This is a genomic window from Streptomyces sp. NPDC093071, from assembly GCF_044754545.1.
Lineage (GTDB): Bacteria > Actinomycetota > Actinomycetes > Streptomycetales > Streptomycetaceae > Streptomyces.
Map to the genome: position 1 here is coordinate 1,222,947 of NZ_JBIVPH010000003.1, position 20,254 is coordinate 1,243,200.

Sequence of the window (20,254 nt, forward strand, 5' to 3'; positions counted from 1 at the left end):
AAGGACGGTACCCGCCGCCTCCGACGGCGAAGAGTGCGGAGCCCTCTCGGGATCCTCCCGTGACCCTCAGCCCAGCAGCCCGGGGATCTCCTGCACCCCGAACCACAGCAGTTCGTGGTCCTCGACCCCGTCGACGGTGAACCGCGCGTCGTCGTCGCCGAGGTCCGCCGCGCCCAGCGCGTCCGCCGCCGCCCTGACGTCCGCCTCGGCGTCGTCCGCGTCAGCGTGCACGGCCGCGGCCTTGGCCAGCGGTACGGGCCCGGCGATCCGGACCTCGCCGATCGAACCGGCGTCGAGCCCGCGGTCGGGGTCCGTGACCGCGTCCTCGTCGGCCACGTCGACGGCGACGACGACCCGGCGCCGGGGTGCCCCGGGGTCGGCGGCGAGCAGCCGCAGGGAGGCGGCGGCGGCCCGGCCGAGCGCCGCGTACTCCAGCTCCTCGATGTCGTCGGAGACGTACCACTCGCGCAGCACGGGGGTGACGGCGTAGGCGGTCAGCGGACCGGGGCCCAGCTCGCCCGCCTTGTGCGCCTGTGCGAGACCGGGGAGGGTCAGGGGGACGTAGACGCGCATCGGCTGGCCGCTTTCGTAGAGGGAGAGGACCTCAGGATACGTGCGGAGTCCCCCTTCGGGGCGGCGGGCCGAACGAGCCGCCCGTCCACCCCCCGCGCCCGTACGCAGGACCCCCGAAGAGCCGATTTCCGCCCCCGTCACCCGGATAGGTGATCTCCCTCCGCCCCACCCCGGAACGACGGCCTCCTTGCGGCGCCCCGGCCCCCCGCCGTACAAGATCCCCAACGAAAGTTACTGACCGGTACCACTCGGTTACGCAACGAACAGGGGCTCACCATGACCACGACCCTCACGCCACCGCCCGCGACGCCGCGACCCGCCGAACCGTCGACGCCCGGGGCCCCGACCGCAAGGACCGCCTCTCCGACCACGACTGCCGGCCCGAGCACGACCACGGCCACGGCCACCGGCCCGGACACGGCCGCCGGGCCCGCCACGTCTCCGACCGCAACCCTCATGCCTACGGCCCCGACCGCCCCCGCCACGGCCCTGACCGCAACCCGCATGACCCCGGCTCCGACCTCGGACGGCGGGCCCGCCACGACCCCGACCACCCTCTCTCCGGCCCTGGCCGGCGGGCACGCCAAGGCCCTGACCACGGCCCCCACGCCCCTGGCTCCGGCTCCGGCCCCGGCCGCCAGCCCGACCCCGGCCCCGGCCTCGATCAGCAGGCCTGCCAAGGCCCAGGCCTCGACCACCGCCTCCACAACGGCCCCGCCCGCCACCTCCACGGCCGCCGGGCTCACCACGACCCCCACAGCCCCGGCCCCGGCCGCCCCGGCCCCCACGGTCCCGGCCCAGGCCCAGGCCCCCGCCCCCACCGCCGCCGCCACCCGCCGCGCCCCCCGCCCCCGTACCGCCCCCGGAGGGCCCGCCGGGACGCGGCCGCGTGGGGCCGCCGGTGCCCGGCCGCGTACGGCCGGGCGCGGTGTGCCCCACGCGCTCCCCCCGCACACCGTCTTCGCCGAGCGGCTGCTCGCCGTCCTGAGCGGGGAGCGGCCGGTGCACTGGATGCTCGGGCACACCCTCGGCGAGGCGTACGAGCAGCTCGTCCGGCTCGCCCCGGAGACGCCCCTGCGCTCGCTCGGCCCCCGGCCGGTCCTGCGCCGCTGCTCGATCCAGGCGCATCCCGCCCAGGGCGCCGTCGAGGCCTTCGCGACCGTCGCCACCGGCGCCCGCGTCCGGGCGATGGCGTTCCGCCTCGAACGCGGCGCCGACCACCGCTGGCGCTGCGCGGCCGTGGAGCTCGACGGCCTGGGCGCGACCGCCGCCCACCGCACATGACGACGGAGGGGCCGCCCACCCCACCGGGTGAACGGCCCCTCCCGCGCCGAAGGCTCAGCGCGTCACTTCTTGCGGCGACGCCCGCCGCCCGCGTTCTTCTGCGCCTTGCGCCGCTCCGCGCGGGTCAGCCCGTCGCCGGAGTCCGGCTCGCCGGAGGCGAAGTCGCCCTCGACGACCCCGCCGTCGCCGTCCACGGTCGGCGCGGAGAAGTGCAGCCGGTCCGGCCGCTGCGGGGCGTCGAGCCCCTTGGCGCGGATCTCGGGACGCCCGGCACCGGCCGGCACCGCGTCGCCCTTGTCGAGCGAGGGCGCCTGCACCGGGACCTCCTCGACCTGCTGCTCGACCTGGACCTCCAGGTTGAACAGGTAGCCGACGGACTCCTCCTTGATCCCCTCCATCATGGCGGTGAACATGTCGAAGCCCTCGCGCTGGTACTCGACCAGCGGGTCCTTCTGCGCCATGGCCCGCAGGCCGATGCCCTCCTGGAGGTAGTCCATCTCGTAGAGGTGCTCGCGCCACTTGCGGTCCAGGACCGACAGGACCACGCGCCGCTCCAGCTCGCGCATGATCTCCGAGCCGAGCTGCTTCTCGCGCGCGTCGTACTGCTCGTGGATGTCGTCCTTGATGGACTCGGCGATGAACTCGGCGGTGATGCCCGCCCGGTCCCCGGCCGCGTCCTCCAGGTCCTCCACGGTGACCTTCACCGGGTAGAGCTGCTTGAAGGCGTTCCACAGACGGTCGAGGTCCCACTCCTCCGCGAAGCCCTCGGCGGTCTCCTGGCGGATGTAGTCGTCGATCGTGTCGTCCATGAAGTGCTGGATCTGCTCGCGCAGGTCCTCGCCCTCCAGGACGCGCCGGCGCTCGCCGTAGATGACCTCGCGCTGCCGGTTGAGGACCTCGTCGTACTTCAGGACGTTCTTGCGGGTCTCGAAGTTCTGGGTCTCGACCTGGGACTGCGCGGAGGCGATGGCGCGGGTGACCATCTTGTTCTCGATCGGCACGTCGTCCGGCACGTTGGCCATGGCCATCACGCGCTCCACCATCTGCGCCTTGAACAGGCGCATCAGGTCGTCGCCGAGCGACAGGTAGAAGCGGGACTCGCCCGGGTCGCCCTGACGGCCGGAGCGGCCGCGGAGCTGGTTGTCGATACGACGGGACTCGTGGCGCTCGGTGCCCAGGACGTACAGCCCGCCGAGGTCCTTGACCTCCTCGAACTCCGCCTTCACGGCCTTCTCGGCCCGCTCCAGGGCGCCGGGCAGGGCCGCGGCCCACTCCTCGACGTGCTCGACCGGGTCCAGGCCCGCCTGGCGCAGCTCGGCCTCGGCGAGGTCGTCCGGGTTGCCGCCGAGCTTGATGTCCGTACCGCGTCCCGCCATGTTCGTGGCGACGGTGACGGCGCCGCGGCGGCCGGCCTGGGCGACGATGCTGGCCTCGCGCTCGTGGTGCTTGGCGTTGAGCACCTCGTGCTGGATGCCGCGCTTGGAGAGCTGCTGCGAGAGGTACTCGGACTTCTCGACGGAGGTCGTGCCGACCAGGATCGGCTGGCCCTTCTCGTGCTTCTCCGCGATGTCGTCGACGACGGCGGCGAACTTCGCGACCTCGGTCCGGTAGATCAGGTCCGACTGGTCCTTGCGGATCATCGGCTTGTTCGTCGGGATCGGGACGACGCCGAGCTTGTAGATCTGGTGGAACTCGGCGGCCTCGGTCATGGCCGTACCGGTCATGCCGGACAGCTTGTCGTACAGACGGAAGAAGTTCTGGAGGGTGATCGTGGCGAGCGTCTGGTTCTCGTCCTTGATCTGCACCCCCTCCTTCGCCTCGATCGCCTGGTGCATCCCCTCGTTGTAGCGGCGGCCGGCGAGGATGCGGCCGGTGTGCTCGTCGACGATCATGACCTCGCCGTCGATGACGACGTAGTCCTTGTCCTTCTTGAACAGTTCCTTCGCCTTGATGGCGTTGTTCAGGTAGCCGACGAGCGGGGTGTTCACCGACTCGTAGAGGTTGTCGATGCCCAGCCAGTCCTCGACCTTGGCGACGCCCGCCTCGTGGATGGCGACGGTGCGCTTCTTCTCGTCGACCTCGTAGTCGCCGGTCTCCTCGATGCCCTTGAGCTGGTTGCCGGGCTCGCCCTTGGTGAGGCGGGTGACCAGCTTGGCGAAGTCGCCGTACCACTTGGTGGCCTGGTCGGCGGGGCCGGAGATGATCAGCGGCGTACGGGCCTCGTCGACGAGGATGGAGTCGACCTCGTCGACACAGGCGAAGTTGTGGCCGCGCTGGACGAGCTCGTCCTTGGACCACGCCATGTTGTCGCGGAGGTAGTCGAAGCCGAACTCGTTGTTCGTGCCGTAGGTGATGTCGCAGTTGTACTGCTCGCGGCGCTGGGCCGGCGTCATGTTGGCGAGGATGCAGCCGACGTTCAGGCCGAGGAAGCGGTGGACCCGGCCCATGAGCTCGGAGTCGCGCTCGGCCAGGTAGTCGTTGACCGTGATCAGGTGCACGCCCTTGCCGGAGAGCGCGTTGAGGTACGCCGGGAGGGTGCCGACGAGGGTCTTGCCCTCACCGGTCTTCATCTCGGCGACGTAGCCGAGGTGGAGGGCGGCGCCGCCCATCAGCTGGACGTCGTAGTGGCGCTGGCCGAGGACGCGCTTGGCGGCCTCGCGCACCGTCGCGAAGGCCTCGGGCATCAGGTCGTCGAGGCTCTCACCGTCGGCGTACCGCTGCTTGTACTCGTCGGTGAGCGCCCGCAACTCGGCGTCGGAGAGGTTGACGAAGTCCTCTTCGATGGAGTTGACCTGGTCCGCGATGCGGTGCAGTTTGCGCAGGATCTTGCCTTCGCCTGCACGCATGAGCTTGTTGAAGACGGACACTGAGGCTGGTCTCCTTGCCGGTCGGGCCTGGCACTAGGTCTTGTCATGGACACGAGCGCGGGCACGGCAGGTGGTCCCCACCGCAACGGCCATCGTAAGCGAGACCGCCCCCGCACAGGGAGGCCCGCAGTGCCGGAGCCGTACGCACGCCCGGAATGAGAACGCACGAGGCGGGCGGAAGGTGCCGCCCCACCCGAAAAGTGTTCGCTTCGCCCCCGGCCGGTCACCACAATCCCTCCATGGAACCGATCACCCTCACCACCGACCGGCTGCGGCTGCGCAACCCCACCCCCGGCGACGCCGAGGACGTGTACGCGATCTGCCAGGATCCCGCCATCCGCCGCTGGACCACCGTCCCGGACCCCTACACCCGCCAGGACGCCGACTTCTTCCTGAACCGCCTGGTGCCCGACGGCTGGCGCGAGGACACCGAGTACCCCTTCGTCGCCGAACCGCTGGCCGGCGGCCCGCTGCTCGCCGCGGCCTCCCTGAGCGACCGCGGCCTGGGCACCTGGGAGGTCGGCTACTGGCTGGCCCCGGACCACCGCGGCCACGGCTACATGACGGAGATCGTCCGCGCCCTGGCCCACTGGGCCTTCACCGGCCTCGGCTGCACGCGCCTGGTGTGGCGCGCCGAGGTGGGCAACACCGGCTCGCGCGCGGTGGCCGAGCGCGTCGGCTTCGTCATGGAGGGCACCCAGCGCGCCGCCCTGCCCAACAAGGGCACGCTCCGGGACGCCTGGGTCGGCGCCCTGCTCCCCTCCGACTTCGGCCTGCCCAGCCCCCTGCCGTACCTCCCCGCGCGCGACCTGCCGGCGGCCTGACGCGGTCCCGCTCCGGCTGACGCGATCCCGCTCCCGCTGTCAGTGCCGGGGCCTAGGGTGCGGTCCATGACGTCTGTGCCGCGCCCCGCCGCCGAACTGTCCGCCGACGAAGCCCGCAGGATCGCGCTGCGCGCCCAGGGGTTCCTGGGTGCGCCCGACCGCCGCGCCGGTGTGCGCGGAGTGCTGCGGAGCCTCGGCCAGGTCCAGCTCGACACCATCTCGGTCCTGGCCCGCTCGCACGAGCTGATCCCGTACGCGCGCCTGGGCGCCGTGGGCCGCACGACGGTGGAGGACGCGTACTGGACGGGGACGCACGCCTTCGAGTACTGGTCGCACGCCGCCTGCGTGCTGCCCGTCGAGGAGTGGCCGCTCTTCGCCTTCCGCAGGCGCGCCTACCGCGGCCGCCCGCACTGGGGCCACGAGCTGTCGCCCGGGGCGTACGACAAGGTGATCTCCCAGCTGCGGGACGAGGGCCCGCGCACGGCGACCGAGCTGGGCGGCGCGAAGAACAAGGGCGAGTGGTGGGACTGGTCCGACTCCAAGATCGCCGTGGAGCGGGCGCTGATGCACGGCGAGGTGGTGGTGGTCGAGCGGCGCGGCTGGAAGCGGGTCTACGACCTGGCCGAGCGGGCGATCCCCGGGGCGCTGCTCCACGACGACCTGGACGACACCGAGTGCGTGCGGCGCCTGGTGCGGCAGGCGGGCGAGGCGCTCGGCGTGGGCACGCGCGCGGACATCGCCGACTACCACCGGCTCAAGGGCGAGCAGTTCGACGCGGTGGTCGAGGCGTCGGGGCTCGTGCCGGTGACGGTGGCGGGCTGGGGGAAGCCGGCCTGGGCGGACCCGGCGGCCCTGGCGACCGAGCCGCGCGGCCGACACCGCACGACGCTGCTCTCGCCGTTCGACTCGCTGATCTGGGAGCGGGCCCGCACGGAGCGGATCTTCGGCTTCACGCACCGCCTGGAGGCGTACGTGCCGAAGCAGAAGCGGATCCACGGCTACTTCGCGATGCCGGTCCTGGCGGGGGGCCGTCTGGTCGGCCGGGTGGACCCGGCCCGCGAGGGCCGGACGCTCGTGGCCCGCCAGGTGACCCTGGACGGCCCCAAGGCGGTCCCGGCGGTGGCCCGCGCCCTGCGCGAGGCGGCCGAGTGGGTCGGCTGCGACACGGTGACGGTGCTCCCGGACCGCGTGAACCTCCCGGCCCTGGCCCCGGACCTGATCAGGGAACTGGGCTGAGGCCCGAAGTCCCTCGGCAGACCGGGGTACCTCAGCGGATCTCCAGGATCTTCTCCCGCATCGCGTAGACCACGGCCTCCATCCGGGAGTGCAGCTGAAGCTTCTCCAGGATGTTCCGGACGTGGTTCTTCACGGTGTTCTCCGAGATGAACAACTCCTTGGCGATGTCCCGGTTGTTCATCCCGGTCGCGACGAGCTTGAGGACCTCCAGCTCGCGGTCGGTCAGCCGGGGCGCGGGCACGAGCCTGCGCTCGTCGGTCCGCTGGATCATCGACTTGAACTCGGTGAGGAGCTTGGACGCCATGGAGGGGCTGATCTGGGACTGCCCGTCCGCGACCGCGCGGATCGCCGTCGCGACCTCGTCGGTGGAGATCTCCTTGAGGAGGTAGCCGGTGGCCCCCGCCTTGATCGCCTCGTAGAGGTCGGCCTCCTCGTCGCTGATCGTCAGCATGATGATCTTCGCGCTGGGGGCGACCTCCTTGATGGTGGTGCACGCCTCGATGCCGCCACGCCGGGGCATCCGCACGTCCATCAGGACGATGTCGGGCAGCAGATCGGCCGCCTTCTCGACGGCCTCGGCCCCGTCGCCGGCTTCTCCGACGACCTGGATGTCCTCTTCGTGAAAGAGGACGATCTCCAGACCGCGTCGGAAAAGGGCGTGGTCGTCCACGACGAGGACCCGGATCGGCTCCTTGCGGAACGTTCCGCTGTCCGAATCCGATCCCTCCGGGACCGACTCACCGTGCTCGTGCCCGCTGAGCACCGGCCCGAAGCTGTCCGCCATCGTTCCTCCCCCTGAAGGCCGTGGCCTGAATTCGTTTCCGGTCCTCCAACCCGTGCCCAGGAAGCACGGGTTGGCGTGCACGCCATGATTTCATGCCCGGGCGGATGCGGTTCGATCCTCGGGCGCACGGGGGTGCCCCTGGGGGCGCGTCGGGCGCTCCAGGGGCACCGTGGGAAGGGAAGGGCGCGGGGCGGCGATCAGCCGCCGAGCGCACCGCCGGCGCCGCCGTCGGCGAGCGGGTCGCTCTCGGCGAGCGGATCGCTCTCCAGGTGGATGACGCCGTAGTCGTACGCGTGTCGCCGGTAGACGACGCTCGGCTGCTTGGTGTCGGAGTCGACGAAGAGGTAGAAGTCGTGCCCGACCAGCTCCATCTCGTAGAGCGCCTGGTCGAGCGTCATCGGTGCGGCCGTGTGGGTCTTCTCCCGGACCACCAGCGGGCCGTCGCCCTGGACTTCGATCGAGCCCACCATCTTGGTGGGCACCTCGTCGCCCTCGTCGACGACGAGCCGTCCGTCCCCGTCGAACTGGGCGACGCCGGGCACGACGTCACCGACCTCGGCGGCCGACAGCCGGCCGTTGCCACGGCGGGTGTACCGCTTGTCGTGCTGCTTGCGCAGTCGCGCCTCGAGCTTGTCGCTGGCGAGGTCGAGCGCTGCGTACGGGTCGCCTGCCGCAGCCTCCGCCCGGATCACCGGGCCGCGGGAGTGGAGGGTGATCTCCACGCGGTCGGACCGGTCGGCCTGCCGCGGGTTGTGCTCCTTGGACACCTCGACGTCGAGGCTGATCACCTTGCCGTCGAGCTTCTGGATCTTCTCCAGCTTCAGCTTCTCGGCCACGTGCTTGCGGAACCGCTCGGGCACCTCGGTCTTGCGGCCCTTGACGACGATGTCCACGCAGAACTCCGTTCCCGGATCGCCCGGATCGGCTCCTCGGCCGCCGGGCATCTCCCTTTGCACCAGACTCCGGATGGATTACCGGAGCTCGGACTCGGCGACTTTCACCTCCTCCTCCCCGGTCGGGAAGATCCCCACCCCTTCGACAGGAGGTTAATTCGCCCTGAACTCCTGTCCAGAGGCGCAACCATGTATTCGGTGAGGAGACGGCTTTCGCCATTCCTCACAACCGAACATAGCCCCTTCGGACGGGTGTCGGCACCCGCTACCGCGACATACCTCCGTTCGGGCGTTTTCACCTCTCACCACCTGCAACGATCCAAGATCTCGAAGAGTTCCGGTTTATTTCGAACGAAGCGGGAGAGGATGCAATCACAGCCGCCGCCCGCTGTTCGAATCCGTGCTGCGCGGAAGCGGCCGCTAAACCGTGCGGTATTTCAGAAATGAACGAAAGCTGTACGGCTCCGAGGGCGCGGGCCGCCTCCGCCAGCGAGGCTCCGGTGGTCATCAGGTCGTCCACGAGCACCACCGTTCCCGCCGCGAGCAGCCGCGCGCCGCCCGGCACGACCTCCAGGGCACCGGAGAGGTTCGCGAGCCGCCCCCGCGCCCCGAGCCCGGCCTGGTCCGCCACGTACCGCCGCTGCCGCAGCACGGGCACCACCCGCACGTCCCGCCCCGCCCGCCGCAGCCGCCCGGCCGCGGCCAGGGCGATCCGCCGCGTCGGATCGTGCCCGCGCGCCCGCACGGAGCGCCGCGAGGACGGCACCGGTACGAGGAGCAGCGGCCCGTCCCCGGACCCCGCCAAGGCCCCGGCGGCGGCCTCCACGGCACCGGCCAGGGCGCCGCCCAGGGGCCCGGCGAGGGCGAGCGCCCCGCGCTCCTTGTGGGCGAGGAGCACTTCCCGTACGGCGTCGGCGTAGGGCGCGGCCGCGTGGACCGCGGGCAGCCCGGCGGGCTCGGGCTCCGGCCGCACCCGGCGCGGCGCGGTCCCGGTCAGCGCCCGCGCGCACTTCGGGCACAACTCGGTCCGCGGTCTGCCGCAGCCTCCGCAGGCGACCGGCAGGACCAGCCCGGCGATCTCGCGCCACCACCCCCGCATGGCTCCACTGTGCGCCTTCCGGCGCCCTCCGGCCACCCCTGTGGAAAACCCCTGCGGCGAGCGGCGGAAACGGCGCTCGCCGAAGGCCCCGTGGGCCCCGGAGTACGTCAGGTACGCCCCGCGCGGGCCGGTGCCCGCACCGGGAGGAGGCCCCGGACGGACGGGCCTAGCCGGGATAGACCGGCGAGTCCCCGCTCTTCACCACCGGCTGCCAGTTCGTCCCCGGCGGCAGCCGGACGATGCCGTCCTCGGAGTCGGCCACCATCGGCGTGTCCACCGACTCCGTGTGCGGCGCGGACACCGAACTCACCCCGTTCAGACCGGGGAGCAGCGAGGTCGTGGAGGTCGAGCCGTCCGTCTGGAGGTAGCGGATCTGCTGCACGCCCCCCGCCTCCTTGCCGACCACGACGAGCCGGCTGGGCCCGGCCCAGGAGACGGCCGTGACCGACTCCATCCGGGGCGCGGCGGGTTGGAGGTCCACCACCGAGACGGTGCTCTCCTCGTCCGTCGTCTGCCGCTCGATCCGGCCGATCTGGAGGGTGGTGCGCTCGCCGTGCCTGACCACCAGGGCGATCCGGACGCCGTCGGCGGAGACCCGCAGCGACTCGATCCGGTCCTCCTCCAGCCACGGCGTGCGGACCTCGACGGGCTGCCCGGTACCGCCCGGCACCATCCACAGCCGCCGCTTGGCCGGATCGCGGTCGGCCACCCACAGGTCGCCCCGGCCGCCCCAACTGGGCGCGGACAGCCGGTCCTCCGGGCGGACGCCCTTGCTCTCCAGGACGGGCGGCTGGGCGGCCTGCTCCATGGTGATCGAGGAGACGAACAGCCGCCGGCCGTTCTTGTCGACCCCGGCCGCCCGGCTCTCGCCCCGGTCGACGGCGATCGAACCGAGCGCCACCGGGCCCTTGCCGAGCGGTCCCGGCACGTCGACCGGCGCGGCCGTCTCCTTGCCCGCGACCACCAGCTTCTTCAGCCGGCCCTGCTCGTCGACGAAGTACGGCTTCTCGTCGAGGTCGGTCTCCCGGACCGGCGCGAACTCGGCCGCCTGCCCCTTGCCGAGCCGGCACAGCGACTCCTGCTTGTCCAGGAGCTCCACCTGCTCGACCCGTACGGACGGCAGGTCGCGCAGCGTGAACAGCAACTGCGCCGCCATCCGTCGGCACGCCACCCCGTCGGCCCGGTTCCCCTTGAAGTCGAGCGGCACCTTCAGCGTGGACTGGTCGTCCGTCGCCAGGGTGGTGACGTCCTTCTGCAGCGTCGTACGGGAGGGGAAGCTGGAGTCGACGGCCTGCTTCAGCCAGTTCGTCGGGCCGTCGAGCAGCGCCTTGACGGTCTGGGTCACCGGATCCATCCGGGTGACCGGATCCTGCCGCTGCCGGATGTAGACGGGATCGGCGACGACCCAGTCCTCCCCGGAGGCGAAGTAGTACTTGTTGACCGAGCGGTAGTTGCGGAGGAAGTCGGCCTCGCCGAGGACCAGGCCGGGCGGGAGGCTGTCGATCCGCCACTCCTTGCCCTTGCCGTTCCCCGTCGGCTCCTGCACGACCTGGATCGACCACAGGTAGTCGGCGGGGCTGATCGGCTGGTACGCGTGGCGGGCGTCCACCGTCGCGATCTTGCGACCGGCGAGCGGGTAGACCCGGCCCTCCTTGTCGGGGTCGGCGTTGCGGTCGGCCTGCTTGCGGTTGGGCGCGGTGGCGAGCACGGTGATGCTCTGCTCCGGCTTCCAGCTGCCCGCGGCCTTCTTCGTCAGGTACTTGCGGGCGGTGGCGAAACCGGGGTCGTCACTGGTCATGGCCTCCAGGAAGCCGTCGACGATCTCGTCCGGGTCCGCGTTCTCGCGGGGGGCGACGGCGTAGACCCGTACCTGCGAGTCGCCCGTGTTGGAGCCCTTCACCTGCTGTACTTCCCCGCTGTCGGGCATCGACGCGCAGCCGCCCGCCAGAAGGGTGCCGCACGCGGCCAGCAGCGTCACTCGCGCGACCCGTCCCCGCCCCGCGTGCTCCGCTCGGGAGTCAGCGCCCACGTGTCCCACCCTCCTGCTCCGCGTTCCCGTTGCCCGCGCCGTCCCCGCCGCCGTTCCGGCCGGCGGTCGCCGTGCCCGGCCCGCGGCCGTCCGCGTCCGTCGCCGGCCGCGGCACCACCCGGGCGCCGCTTCCGGGCAGCGCCGTCGGGTCGACGGTCGCCCGGGGTGCCCCGGGCAGCCCCGGCGGCACCGGGAGCGCCTGCCGGTCCCCGCCGGACTGCGTCGGCACCGCCGTCCGGCGGCCGTTCTCCCGCGCGTGGCCGACGGCCGCCTGCTCGCGGTTGCGGCGCGAGTCCTCGGGCTCCAGGGGTATCGGGGAGCCCCGCAGCGGCTCGTCCGCCGTCCGCGGCAGGGTGAGCCGGAACTGCGAACCGCCGCCGGGCTCGCCCCAGGCCTGGAGCCAGCCGCCGTGCAGCCGGGCGTCCTCGACGGCGATCGACAGGCCGAGGCCGGTGCCGCCGGTCGTCCGGGCACGGGCCGGGTCGGCCCGCCAGAAGCGGTTGAACACCCGGGTCGCCTCGCCCGGCTTCAGCCCGACGCCGTAGTCGCGGACGGCGACGGCGACGGCCCCGCCCGCGGCGGCCAGCTTCACCACCACGTCCCGTCCCTCGCCGTGCTCGACGGCGTTGACCACGAGGTTGCGCAGCACCCGCTCGACGCGGCGGGCGTCCGCCTCGGCCACCACCGGCTGCTGGTCGCCGACGACCACGATCCGGGTGTTCTTGCGCTCGGCGAGCGGCTCGGCGCCGCCTATGACCCGGCGCACGACCTGCCGCAGGTCTATCGGTTCGGCCTCCAGGGCGGCCGCGCCCGCGTCGAAGCGGCTGATCTCCAGGAGGTCGGAGAGCAGCGACTCGAAGCGGTCGAGCTGGTCGCCGAGGAGTTCGGCGGAGCGTGCGGTAACCGGGTCGAAGTCGACCCGGGCCTCGTGGATGACGTCGGCCGCCATCCGGACCGTGGTCAGCGGGGTGCGCAGCTCGTGCGAGACGTCCGAGACGAACCGCCGCTGCATCCGCGACAGCTCCTCCAGCTGCTGGATCTTGAGCTGGAGGTTCTGCGCCATCTTGTTGAAGGCCTCGCCGAGCCGCGCGATGTCGTCCTCGCCGGTGACCTTCATCCGCTCCTGGAGGCGCCCGGCCGAGAGCCGCTCGGCGATCCCGGCGGCCATCCGCACGGGCGTGACGACCTGGCGCACCATGAGCCAGGCGATGGCCCCGAGCAGCACGACGACGAACAGTCCGGCGGTCGCCAGGGTGCCCTTGACCAGGGCGAGGGAGTCCTCCTCCTGGGTCAGCGGGAAGAGGTAGTACAGCTCGTACTGGGTGCCCTCGGCGTCGTTCAGGCGCTTGCCGATCACCAGGCCGGGCTCGGACGCCTTGCTGCTGGTGTAGTGGATCCGCGTGAACTTCTGGAAGGTGTCGGTGCCCTGGGCCACCGAGTGCCGCAGTTCGCGGGGAATGCTCGTCGCCGGGTCGACCTCGCCGGAGGCGCGGACGCCACGGCTCGCGGTGTCACCGGTGTCGAGGGAGAGCGCGACCACGTTGAAGGCGCTCTGACCGCCGCTGGCCAGCTGCTCGACCAGGGTGGAGCGCCAGTTCACGGAGGCGCCGTCCCGCCCGCCGTCCGGCTGCCCGGGCGTCGCGGGGGTGGTCGCCGCCCGGTCCTGCGCGGCGGAGAACCCGCCGGCGGCCTGGCCCTGGGCGGCCTTCTCCTTGGCGTCGAGCAGCCCGTTGCGGACCTGTCCGATGACGACGATGCCGAGCAGCAGCACGACCCCGAGGGACATCAGCAGGGTGCCCGCGACGATCCGCAGCTGGATGTTCCGCCGCCACAGGCGCACGGCGGGCAGCAGGGGCCGGCGGATCCAGCGCGCGAAGAGCCGGAAGAACCGCCCTCCCCGCGAACCGTCCTGGAGGAGCCGCGCGCCGCGCGGCGGACGGCCGGAACGCGAGCCCCCCCGCCCCGGTCCGGCAGCCCGCCCCGTACGGCTTCCCGGGTCCCCGGGCTTCGGAGCAGTACTGCCCGTACTCATGTCAGCTCGGTCCCGCCTTGTAACCGACGCCACGGACGGTCACCACGATCTCCGGGCGCTCGGGGTCCTTCTCGACCTTCGAGCGCAGCCGCTGGACGTGCACGTTCACCAGCCGGGTGTCGGCCGCGTGCCGGTAGCCCCACACCTGCTCCAGGAGGACCTCACGCGTGAAGACCTGCCACGGCTTGCGGGCGAGCGCGACGAGGAGGTCGAACTCGAGCGGGGTCAGGGCGATGGACTGCCCGTCCCGCTTCACGGAGTGCCCGGCCACGTCGATGACCAGGTCACCGATGGTGAGCTGCTCCGGAGCCGGCTCCTCGGACCGCCGCAGCCGCGCCCGGATGCGGGCGACGAGCTCCTTCGGCTTGAACGGCTTCACGATGTAGTCGTCGGCGCCGGACTCCAGGCCCACGACCACGTCGACCGTGTCGCTCTTGGCCGTGAGCATGACGATCGGCACTCCCGACTCGGCCCGGATGAGCCGGCACACCTCGATGCCGTCCCTGCCGGGCAGCATCAGGTCCAGCAGCACCAGGTCGGGCTTCGCCTCTCGGAAAGCGGCAAGCGCCTTGTCACCGTCCGCGACGAACGACGGCTCGAACCCTTCACCCCGCAGCACGATGCCGAGCATCTCGGCCAGTGCGGTGTCGTCGTCGACGACAAGAACGCGTCCCTTCATATCGACATCATCCCATTAGCCAATCGTTACCTGCCGTGACCTGTCCCACAGCGTCTCCCCCTGTCAGGGTCGTGATCTTGTGGAGAACGACCCGCTCGGCCCGCTGCCGCACGGTTCGCGCGGCCGGATCGGGCATCCGCACAGTGTGCCGCCTGCCGTCCTCACAATGAAGGTCCGGACGAAGCTACGAAGGACGAGGCCGCTCCCGCCCACGGGTGGGCCCCGCGTGGCACGATGGCACCCGGCCCGCCGCCGTGGTTCAGGTGTCGGCCGCCGTGACCGAGCCGGTTCGCCGATCCGGCACCGCGACCATTCCCACGAGGTGGACGACCGTGAACGACACTCCGGGCTGGACTTCGCCCGGATCCGCCCCTTCCGGCGGCCAGGAAGGCTCCGGCGTTCCCCGGCCCGCCGGCCCGGCCGACGTGAACGGCTCCACCTCCCAGTGGTCCAAGGACCAGCCGCCCGCCGGCCGGTGGTCCCCGCCCACCGGCCAGACGCCGCCCCCCGGCCCCGGCCGGAACTGGGGAGCGCCGCCCCCCGGCGCCCAGTGGGGCAGGCCGCCGGCCGCGAAGCCCGGTGTGGTCCCGCTGCGCCCGCTGGGCGTGGGCGAGATCCTCGACGGCTCGGTGAAGACCCTCCGCTCCTACTGGCGCACGATCCTGCCGATCACCGCCGCGCTCGCGGTGCTCGCCCAGGTCACCCACACCCTGGTCCAGCGCTATCTCGTCCCGGCGCCCCCGCCGCTCAGCCCGGACGCCACATCCGCCGAGGAGCTGGACCAGCTCGTCGACTCGGCCCGGTCCTCCCTGATCGGCCTGGGCCCGGACACGGTCGTGGCCCTGGTGGTGCTGATGGTCAGCAGCGCCCTGCTGGCCGTCGTCGCCGGCCGCGCGGTCCTCGGCCGCCCGATCTCGCTCGGAACCGCCTGGCGGGAGGCCCGCCCGCACCTGCCCCGGCTGCTCGGCCTGACCCTGCTGCTCGCGGTGATGGGCACGGGCATCATGCTCGTCGGCCTGCTCCCCGGTCTCGTGATCGGCGGCGCCCCGGGCGTGGCCCTGGCCGTCCTCGGCGGCCTCGCCGCCCTGCTGGTCGACATCTGGCTGATGGTCCGCTTCAGCCTCGCCTCCCCCGCCCTGATACTGGAACGCGGAGGCATCGTCCAGGCCCTGAAGCGCTCGGCGAAGCTGGTGCGGGGCTCGTGGTGGCGGATCTTCGGCATCACCCTGCTCATCCAGCTGCTGACCAACGTGTTCACGCTGATCATCTCGATCCCGTTCATCGCCATCGGCTTCGTGGTCGACGGCGAGGCCCTCTCCGCCCTCTCCTCCGGCTCCGCCGAGACCTTCGGCTGGCCGTTCCTGATCGTCACCGGCATCGGCGGCGTGATCACCGGCGCGGTCACCTACCCGATCTCCGCCGGCGTGACGGTCCTCCTCTACGTGGACCAGCGCATCCGTCGGGAGGCCCTGGACCTCGAACTGATCCGGGCCGCCGACCGCCCCGACCCCGGCCCCGCACCCGGCGACAAGGCCGTCGGGGGCTGATGCCGTGACGGGCACGGGGGGCGCGGTCACGGCCCTGGCACGCCTGCGCGCCGACGGCGACGTACCGGTGGACGTCTCCCGTGTCCCCGCCCGCGAGGCGGCGGAGCGGGAGCTGTCCAGGCCGATGTACCACGAGAACGATCCGAGCCTCCTCCAGCGGGGCCTGAACCGCTTCTGGGAGTGGCTCGACGCCCTCTTCGGCTCCGCGTCCGGGGCCGCCCCGGGCGGGGTGCTCGGCCTCCTCGTCATCGCCCTGGTGGCGATCGCGCTCGCCGCCGCCCTCTGGTGGCGCCTCGGCACCCCCCGGCGCATGCCCGCCACCACGGGCGACTCCCTCTTCGCGGACGGCCCCCGCTCCGCCCGCGACCACCGGGCGACCGCCGCCCGCCACGCCTCCGCCGGCCGCTGGAACGAAGCCGTCCAGGAACGGATGCGGGCCGTCGTCCGCTCCCTCGAAGAGCGCGCCCTGCTCGACCCCCGCCCCGGCCGCACGGCGGACGAAGCGGCCGCCGAGGCGGGCCGCTCCCTCCCCTCCCACGCGGACGACCTACGGCTCGCGGCCCGCACCTTCGACGACGTCACGTACGGCGGCCGCACCGCCGACGAGCCCGCGTACCGCCGCGTCGAGGAGTTGGACACCGCCCTGGAGCGGACCCGCCCCGCCCTCGACGCCCCTTCCACGGGAACGCCCGCATGAACGGCGCGGCCACCGGCACCCCGACACCCGACAGCACGGCCACCGCACCGGCCGGCACCACGTCGACCGCCCCTTCCGCCCGCCGGATCTGGACCCGCGTCCGCGGCACGGCCCTCGTCGTCGCCCTGGTCCTGATCGGCGGCCTCGTCCTCGCCACGGTCCGCTCCGCCGACGCCCACGGCGCCCTCGACCCCCGCTCCACCGAACCCCACGGCAGCCGTGCCGTCGCCGAACTCCTCAAGCAGCGGGGCGTCACGCTCACCCTCGCCACCACCCTCGACGAGGCCACGGCGGCCACGAACTCCGGAACCACCCTCCTGGTCACCGCCCCGGACCTGCTGACGGACGCCCAGCGGTCCACGCTCCGCTCGACCATGGAGAACTCCGCCGGACGCACGGTCCTCCTCGGCGCGGGCTCCCCCTCCCTCGGCACCCTGGCCCCGGGAGTCACCGGCGCCCCCGGCACCACCGTCACGAACCTCGACCCCGCCTGCACTCTGCCCGCAGCCACCCGCGCCGGCAGCGTCGACCTGGGCGGCGAACGCTACGAGGTCGCCCCCGGCACCACCGCCGACTCCTGCTACCCCTCCGGGGGCCGGCCGACCCTGGTCCGCCTCCCCGGCCCCGGCACCACCGACACGGTCCTCCTCGGCTCGCCCGACATCCTCCACAACACCCGTCTCGCCCAGCAGGGCAACGCCTCGCTCGCCCTGCAACTCCTCGGCTCCCGGCCCCATCTCGTCTGGTACCTCCCCTCCTTGTACGACGCCTCCGCCGACGCGTCCGAAGACGACACCACCGGAAACTTCCTCTCACTCATCCCCTCAGGCTGGCTGTGGGGCACGCTCCAGCTCGCGCTCGCGGCCCTGCTCGCCGCCGTCTGGCGCGGCCGCCGCCTCGGCCCCCTGGTGACCGAACGACTCCCCGTCGCCGTCCGCGCCTCCGAGACCACCGAGGGTCGCGCCCGCCTCTACCGCAAGGCCAACGCCCGCGACCGCGCCGCCTCCGTCCTGCGCACCGCGACCCGCACCCGCCTCGCCCCGCTCCTCGGCGTCGCCACCCGGGACGCCCACTCCCCCGAACTCCTCCTCCCCGCGCTCTCCGCCCGTCTCTCCGGGACCACCGCGGATCCCCAGCACCTCCTCTTCGGCCCGGCCCCCGCCGACGACTCCACCCTCATCCGCCTGGCGGACCAACTCGACGCCCTCGAAAGAGAGGTACGCACCTCATGAGCGCCCCGACCCCCGAGCCCGCCACGAACTCGGACGGCGCCCGCGCCTCCCTGGAAGCCCTGCGCGCCGAGATCGCGAAGGCCGTGGTCGGCCAGGACCCCGCCGTCACCGGTCTCGTCGTCGCCCTGCTCTGCCGGGGACACGTCCTCCTCGAAGGCGTCCCGGGAGTCGCCAAGACCCTGCTGGTCCGCGCGCTCGCCGCCGCGCTCGAACTCGACACCAAGCGCGTCCAGTTCACCCCCGACCTGATGCCGAGCGACGTCACCGGCTCCCTGGTCTACGACGCCCGCACTGCCGAGTTCTCCTTCCAGCCGGGCCCGGTCTTCACCCACCTGCTGCTCGCCGACGAGATCAACCGGACGCCCCCGAAGACCCAGTCGTCCCTCCTGGAGGCCATGGAGGAACGTCAGGTCACGGTCGACGGCACCCCGCGCCCGCTGCCCGAACCGTTCCTGGTCGCGGCGACCCAGAACCCCGTCGAGTACGAGGGCACCTATCCCCTCCCCGAGGCCCAACTGGACCGGTTCCTGCTGAAGCTGACGGTCCCTCTGCCCTCACGCGCGGACGAGATCCAGGTCCTCACCCGTCACGCCGAGGGCTTCGACCCCCGCGACCTGAAGGCCGCCGGCGTCCGTCCCGTCGCGGGCCCCGCCGAGCTGGAAGCCGCCCGGACCGCCGTCGCCAAGGTCTCGGTCTCCGCCGAGATCGCCGGCTATGTCGTCGATATCTGCCGTGCCACGCGTGATTCCCCCTCGCTCACGCTCGGGGTCTCTCCCCGAGGCGCCACCGCCCTGCTCTCCACCGCCCGCGCCTGGGCCTGGCTCACCGGCCGGGACTACGTCACCCCGGACGACGTGAAGGCCCTCGCTCTCCCCACCCTGCGTCATCGCATCCACCTGCGGCCCGAGGCCGAGATGGAGGGAGTCACCCCGGACTCCGTCATCCACTCGATCCTCGCCCACGTCCCCGTCCCCCGCTGAGAACGGCGCCCCATGGCCCTCACCGGACGAACCGCGCTGCTCGCGGCCCTCGGATCGCTCCCCGTCGGCATCCTCGCCCCCAGCTGGACGGGGATGCTCGCGGTGAACGCGCCCCTCTCACTCGCAATACTGTGCGACTACGCCCTGGCCGCGCCAGTACGAACGCTCCAATTCACCCGAAGCGGTGACACATCCGTTCGACTCGGTGACGCGGCGGAAGTCCAGCTCACGGTCGCCAACCCGTCCCGCCGCCGCCTGCGCGCCCAGCTCCGGGACGCCTGGCCGCCCAGCAGCTGGCTCCCCGGCACCGAACAGGCCTCCTCGCGCCACCGGCTGACCGTTCCCGCCGGCGAACGCCGCCGCCTCACCACGGGCCTGCGCCCGACCCGCCGGGGCGACCGCCGTGCCGAACGGATCACGGTCCGCTCGTACGGCCCCCTCGGCCTCGCGGCCCGCCAGGGCGGCCACGAGGTTCCCTGGACCGTCCGCGTCCTGCCCCCGTTCGCCAGCCGCAAGCACCTGCCGTCACGCCTGGCCCGGCTCCGTGAACTCGACGGCCGCACCAGTGTGCTGACCCGTGGCGAGGGCACCGAGTTCGACAGCCTCCGCGAGTACGTGCCCGGCGACGACACCCGCTCGATCGACTGGCGTGCCACGGCCCGGCAGACCGCGGTCGCCGTCCGCACCTGGCGCCCCGAGCGCGACCGCCACGTCCTGATCGTCCTGGACACCGGTCGCACCTCGGCCGGCCGCGTCGGCGACGTCCCGCGTCTGGACGCCTCCATGGACGCGGCCCTCCTGCTGACCGCGCTCGCCTCCCGCGCCGGCGACCGCGTGGACCTCTTGGCCTATGACCGCCGCCTCCGCGCCCAGGTCCAGGGCCGCTCCGCGGGCGACGTCCTGCCCGCCGTCGTCGACGCCCTGGCGCCGCTCGAACCGGAACTGGTGGAGACCGACGCCCGCGGCCTGGCCGCGACCGCGCTCTCCCGTGCTCCCCGCCGCTCCCTGATCGTCCTGCTGACCGGCCTCGACGCCGCTCCGATCGAGGAGGGCCTCCTCCCCGTCCTGCCGCAGCTCACCCAGCGCCACACGCTCCTCGTGGCCTCGGTAGCCGATCCGCACATCGCCCGCATGGCCGCGAACCGCGGCACGGTCGAGGGCGTGTACGAGGCTGCCGCAGCCACCCAGACACAGTCCCAGCGCACCCGCACGGCGGATCAGCTCCGGCGCCACGGCGTCACGGTCGTCGACGCCACCCCCGAGAACCTGCCTCCGGCCCTGGCGGACGCGTACCTGGCCTTGAAGGCGGCCGGCCGTCTCTGAAACTCAGCGGAACCCTGAAAAGGGGGCTGAACGCAAAAATGCCTCAACCCCCAGACATGGTCTGGGGGTTGAGGCTAAAAATTGTTCGGCGGTGTCCTACTCTCCCACAGGGTCCCCCCTGCAGTACCATCGGCGCTGAAAGGCTTAGCTTCCGGGTTCGGAATGTAACCGGGCG

16 protein-coding genes and 1 rRNA gene are annotated in these 20,254 nt (G+C 72.7%); 8 read left to right on the plus strand and 9 right to left on the minus strand.

Going from position 1 to position 20,254, the window contains the following annotated elements; genetic code table 11:
• Positions 1-66 precede the first annotated feature (66 nt).
• On the minus strand, positions 67-573 hold the full coding sequence (locus tag ACIQD7_RS16785) for a DUF6912 family protein (RefSeq protein WP_402442297.1): 507 nt from the start codon (positions 571-573) through the stop codon (positions 67-69).
• Between the two features lie 456 nt (positions 574-1,029).
• Here ACIQD7_RS16785 and ACIQD7_RS16790 point away from each other — a divergent pair, with 456 nt between their 5' ends.
• The gene (locus tag ACIQD7_RS16790; RefSeq protein WP_402442299.1) at positions 1,030-1,857 is read left to right on the plus strand and encodes an Rv3235 family protein; all 828 of its coding nucleotides are present in this window, start codon (positions 1,030-1,032) and stop codon (positions 1,855-1,857) included.
• Positions 1,858-1,919: 62 nt separating this feature from the next.
• Here the strand turns inward: ACIQD7_RS16790 and secA are convergent, their stop codons facing one another.
• The gene (gene secA, locus ACIQD7_RS16795; protein WP_121833395.1) at positions 1,920-4,724 is read right to left on the minus strand and encodes a preprotein translocase subunit SecA; all 2,805 of its coding nucleotides are present in this window, start codon (positions 4,722-4,724) and stop codon (positions 1,920-1,922) included.
• Between the two features lie 239 nt (positions 4,725-4,963).
• Between secA and ACIQD7_RS16800 the strand changes: the two genes are divergently transcribed.
• Complete coding sequence (locus tag ACIQD7_RS16800) at positions 4,964-5,548, plus strand: GNAT family N-acetyltransferase (protein ID WP_121833396.1); 585 nt, start codon at positions 4,964-4,966, stop codon at positions 5,546-5,548.
• A gap of 66 nt (positions 5,549-5,614) precedes the next feature.
• Entirely contained in the window at positions 5,615-6,784 is a 1,170-nt protein-coding gene (locus tag ACIQD7_RS16805; RefSeq protein WP_402442301.1) for a winged helix-turn-helix domain-containing protein, read from the plus strand.
• A gap of 31 nt (positions 6,785-6,815) precedes the next feature.
• On the opposite strand, the gene ACIQD7_RS16810 is transcribed toward ACIQD7_RS16805, so the two are convergent.
• The 6 genes from ACIQD7_RS16810 to mtrA form a co-directional block, all read right to left on the minus strand.
• Positions 6,816-7,568 (minus strand): response regulator, encoded by a 753-nt coding sequence (locus ACIQD7_RS16810; RefSeq protein WP_383408260.1) that lies wholly within the window; start codon positions 7,566-7,568, stop codon positions 6,816-6,818.
• Between the two features lie 197 nt (positions 7,569-7,765).
• Positions 7,766-8,461 (minus strand): ribosome hibernation-promoting factor, HPF/YfiA family, encoded by a 696-nt coding sequence (gene hpf / locus ACIQD7_RS16815; RefSeq protein WP_205613953.1) that lies wholly within the window; start codon positions 8,459-8,461, stop codon positions 7,766-7,768.
• 295 nt (positions 8,462-8,756) lie between these two features.
• Positions 8,757-9,560: a ComF family protein gene (locus ACIQD7_RS16820; RefSeq protein ID WP_402442303.1), complete on the minus strand. Its 804-nt coding sequence runs from the start codon at positions 9,558-9,560 to the stop codon at positions 8,757-8,759.
• A gap of 166 nt (positions 9,561-9,726) precedes the next feature.
• Complete coding sequence (locus ACIQD7_RS16825) at positions 9,727-11,589, minus strand: LpqB family beta-propeller domain-containing protein (RefSeq protein WP_402442305.1); 1,863 nt, start codon at positions 11,587-11,589, stop codon at positions 9,727-9,729.
• On the minus strand, positions 11,579-13,621 hold the full coding sequence (gene mtrB, locus ACIQD7_RS16830) for an MtrAB system histidine kinase MtrB (RefSeq protein WP_402442306.1): 2,043 nt from the start codon (positions 13,619-13,621) through the stop codon (positions 11,579-11,581). The genes ACIQD7_RS16825 and mtrB overlap by 11 nt, the downstream gene beginning before the upstream one ends.
• A 1-nt stretch (position 13,622) precedes the next feature.
• Positions 13,623-14,300: a two-component system response regulator MtrA gene (gene mtrA, locus ACIQD7_RS16835; RefSeq protein WP_010356958.1), complete on the minus strand. Its 678-nt coding sequence runs from the start codon at positions 14,298-14,300 to the stop codon at positions 13,623-13,625.
• A 332-nt stretch (positions 14,301-14,632) separates the two neighbouring features.
• Between mtrA and ACIQD7_RS16840 the strand changes: the two genes are divergently transcribed.
• The 5 genes from ACIQD7_RS16840 to ACIQD7_RS16860 are packed head-to-tail and all read left to right on the plus strand — an operon-like array spanning position 14,633 to position 20,079.
• Positions 14,633-15,847 (plus strand): hypothetical protein, encoded by a 1,215-nt coding sequence (locus tag ACIQD7_RS16840; RefSeq protein WP_402442308.1) that lies wholly within the window; start codon positions 14,633-14,635, stop codon positions 15,845-15,847.
• Positions 15,848-15,851: 4 nt separating this feature from the next.
• Positions 15,852-16,544: a DUF4129 domain-containing protein gene (locus tag ACIQD7_RS16845; RefSeq protein ID WP_402442310.1), complete on the plus strand. Its 693-nt coding sequence runs from the start codon at positions 15,852-15,854 to the stop codon at positions 16,542-16,544.
• Positions 16,541-17,776 (plus strand): DUF4350 domain-containing protein, encoded by a 1,236-nt coding sequence (locus ACIQD7_RS16850; RefSeq protein WP_402442312.1) that lies wholly within the window; start codon positions 16,541-16,543, stop codon positions 17,774-17,776. The genes ACIQD7_RS16845 and ACIQD7_RS16850 overlap by 4 nt, the downstream gene beginning before the upstream one ends.
• Positions 17,773-18,756 carry an AAA family ATPase gene (locus ACIQD7_RS16855; protein WP_402442314.1) on the plus strand — a complete coding sequence of 328 codons (984 nt, stop codon included), beginning with the start codon at positions 17,773-17,775 and terminating at the stop codon, positions 18,754-18,756. The genes ACIQD7_RS16850 and ACIQD7_RS16855 overlap by 4 nt, the downstream gene beginning before the upstream one ends.
• 12 nt (positions 18,757-18,768) lie before the next feature.
• Positions 18,769-20,079 carry a DUF58 domain-containing protein gene (locus ACIQD7_RS16860; RefSeq protein ID WP_402442316.1) on the plus strand — a complete coding sequence of 437 codons (1,311 nt, stop codon included), beginning with the start codon at positions 18,769-18,771 and terminating at the stop codon, positions 20,077-20,079.
• An 83-nt stretch (positions 20,080-20,162) separates the two neighbouring features.
• On the opposite strand, the gene rrf is transcribed toward ACIQD7_RS16860, so the two are convergent.
• A 5S ribosomal RNA gene (rrf, locus tag ACIQD7_RS16865) occupies positions 20,163-20,254 on the minus strand; the annotation flags it as partial.

Excerpts from the sequence above, each read along its gene's own strand:
- ACIQD7_RS16785 (WP_402442297.1), bottom strand. The coding sequence starts at position 573 with ATGCGCGTCTACGTCCCCCTGACCCTCCCCGGTCTCGCACAGGCGCAC.
- ACIQD7_RS16790 (WP_402442299.1), top strand. The coding sequence starts at position 1,030 with ATGCCTACGGCCCCGACCGCCCCCGCCACGGCCCTGACCGCAACCCGC.
- ACIQD7_RS16800 (WP_121833396.1), top strand. The coding sequence starts at position 4,964 with ATGGAACCGATCACCCTCACCACCGACCGGCTGCGGCTGCGCAACCCC.
- ACIQD7_RS16805 (WP_402442301.1), top strand. The coding sequence starts at position 5,615 with ATGACGTCTGTGCCGCGCCCCGCCGCCGAACTGTCCGCCGACGAAGCC.
- ACIQD7_RS16810 (WP_383408260.1), bottom strand. The coding sequence starts at position 7,568 with ATGGCGGACAGCTTCGGGCCGGTGCTCAGCGGGCACGAGCACGGTGAG.
- ACIQD7_RS16820 (WP_402442303.1), bottom strand. The coding sequence starts at position 9,560 with ATGCGGGGGTGGTGGCGCGAGATCGCCGGGCTGGTCCTGCCGGTCGCC.
- mtrB (WP_402442306.1), bottom strand. The coding sequence starts at position 13,621 with ATGAGTACGGGCAGTACTGCTCCGAAGCCCGGGGACCCGGGAAGCCGT.
- mtrA (WP_010356958.1), bottom strand. The coding sequence starts at position 14,300 with ATGAAGGGACGCGTTCTTGTCGTCGACGACGACACCGCACTGGCCGAG.
- ACIQD7_RS16850 (WP_402442312.1), top strand. The coding sequence starts at position 16,541 with ATGAACGGCGCGGCCACCGGCACCCCGACACCCGACAGCACGGCCACC.
- ACIQD7_RS16855 (WP_402442314.1), top strand. The coding sequence starts at position 17,773 with ATGAGCGCCCCGACCCCCGAGCCCGCCACGAACTCGGACGGCGCCCGC.
- ACIQD7_RS16860 (WP_402442316.1), top strand. The coding sequence starts at position 18,769 with ATGGCCCTCACCGGACGAACCGCGCTGCTCGCGGCCCTCGGATCGCTC.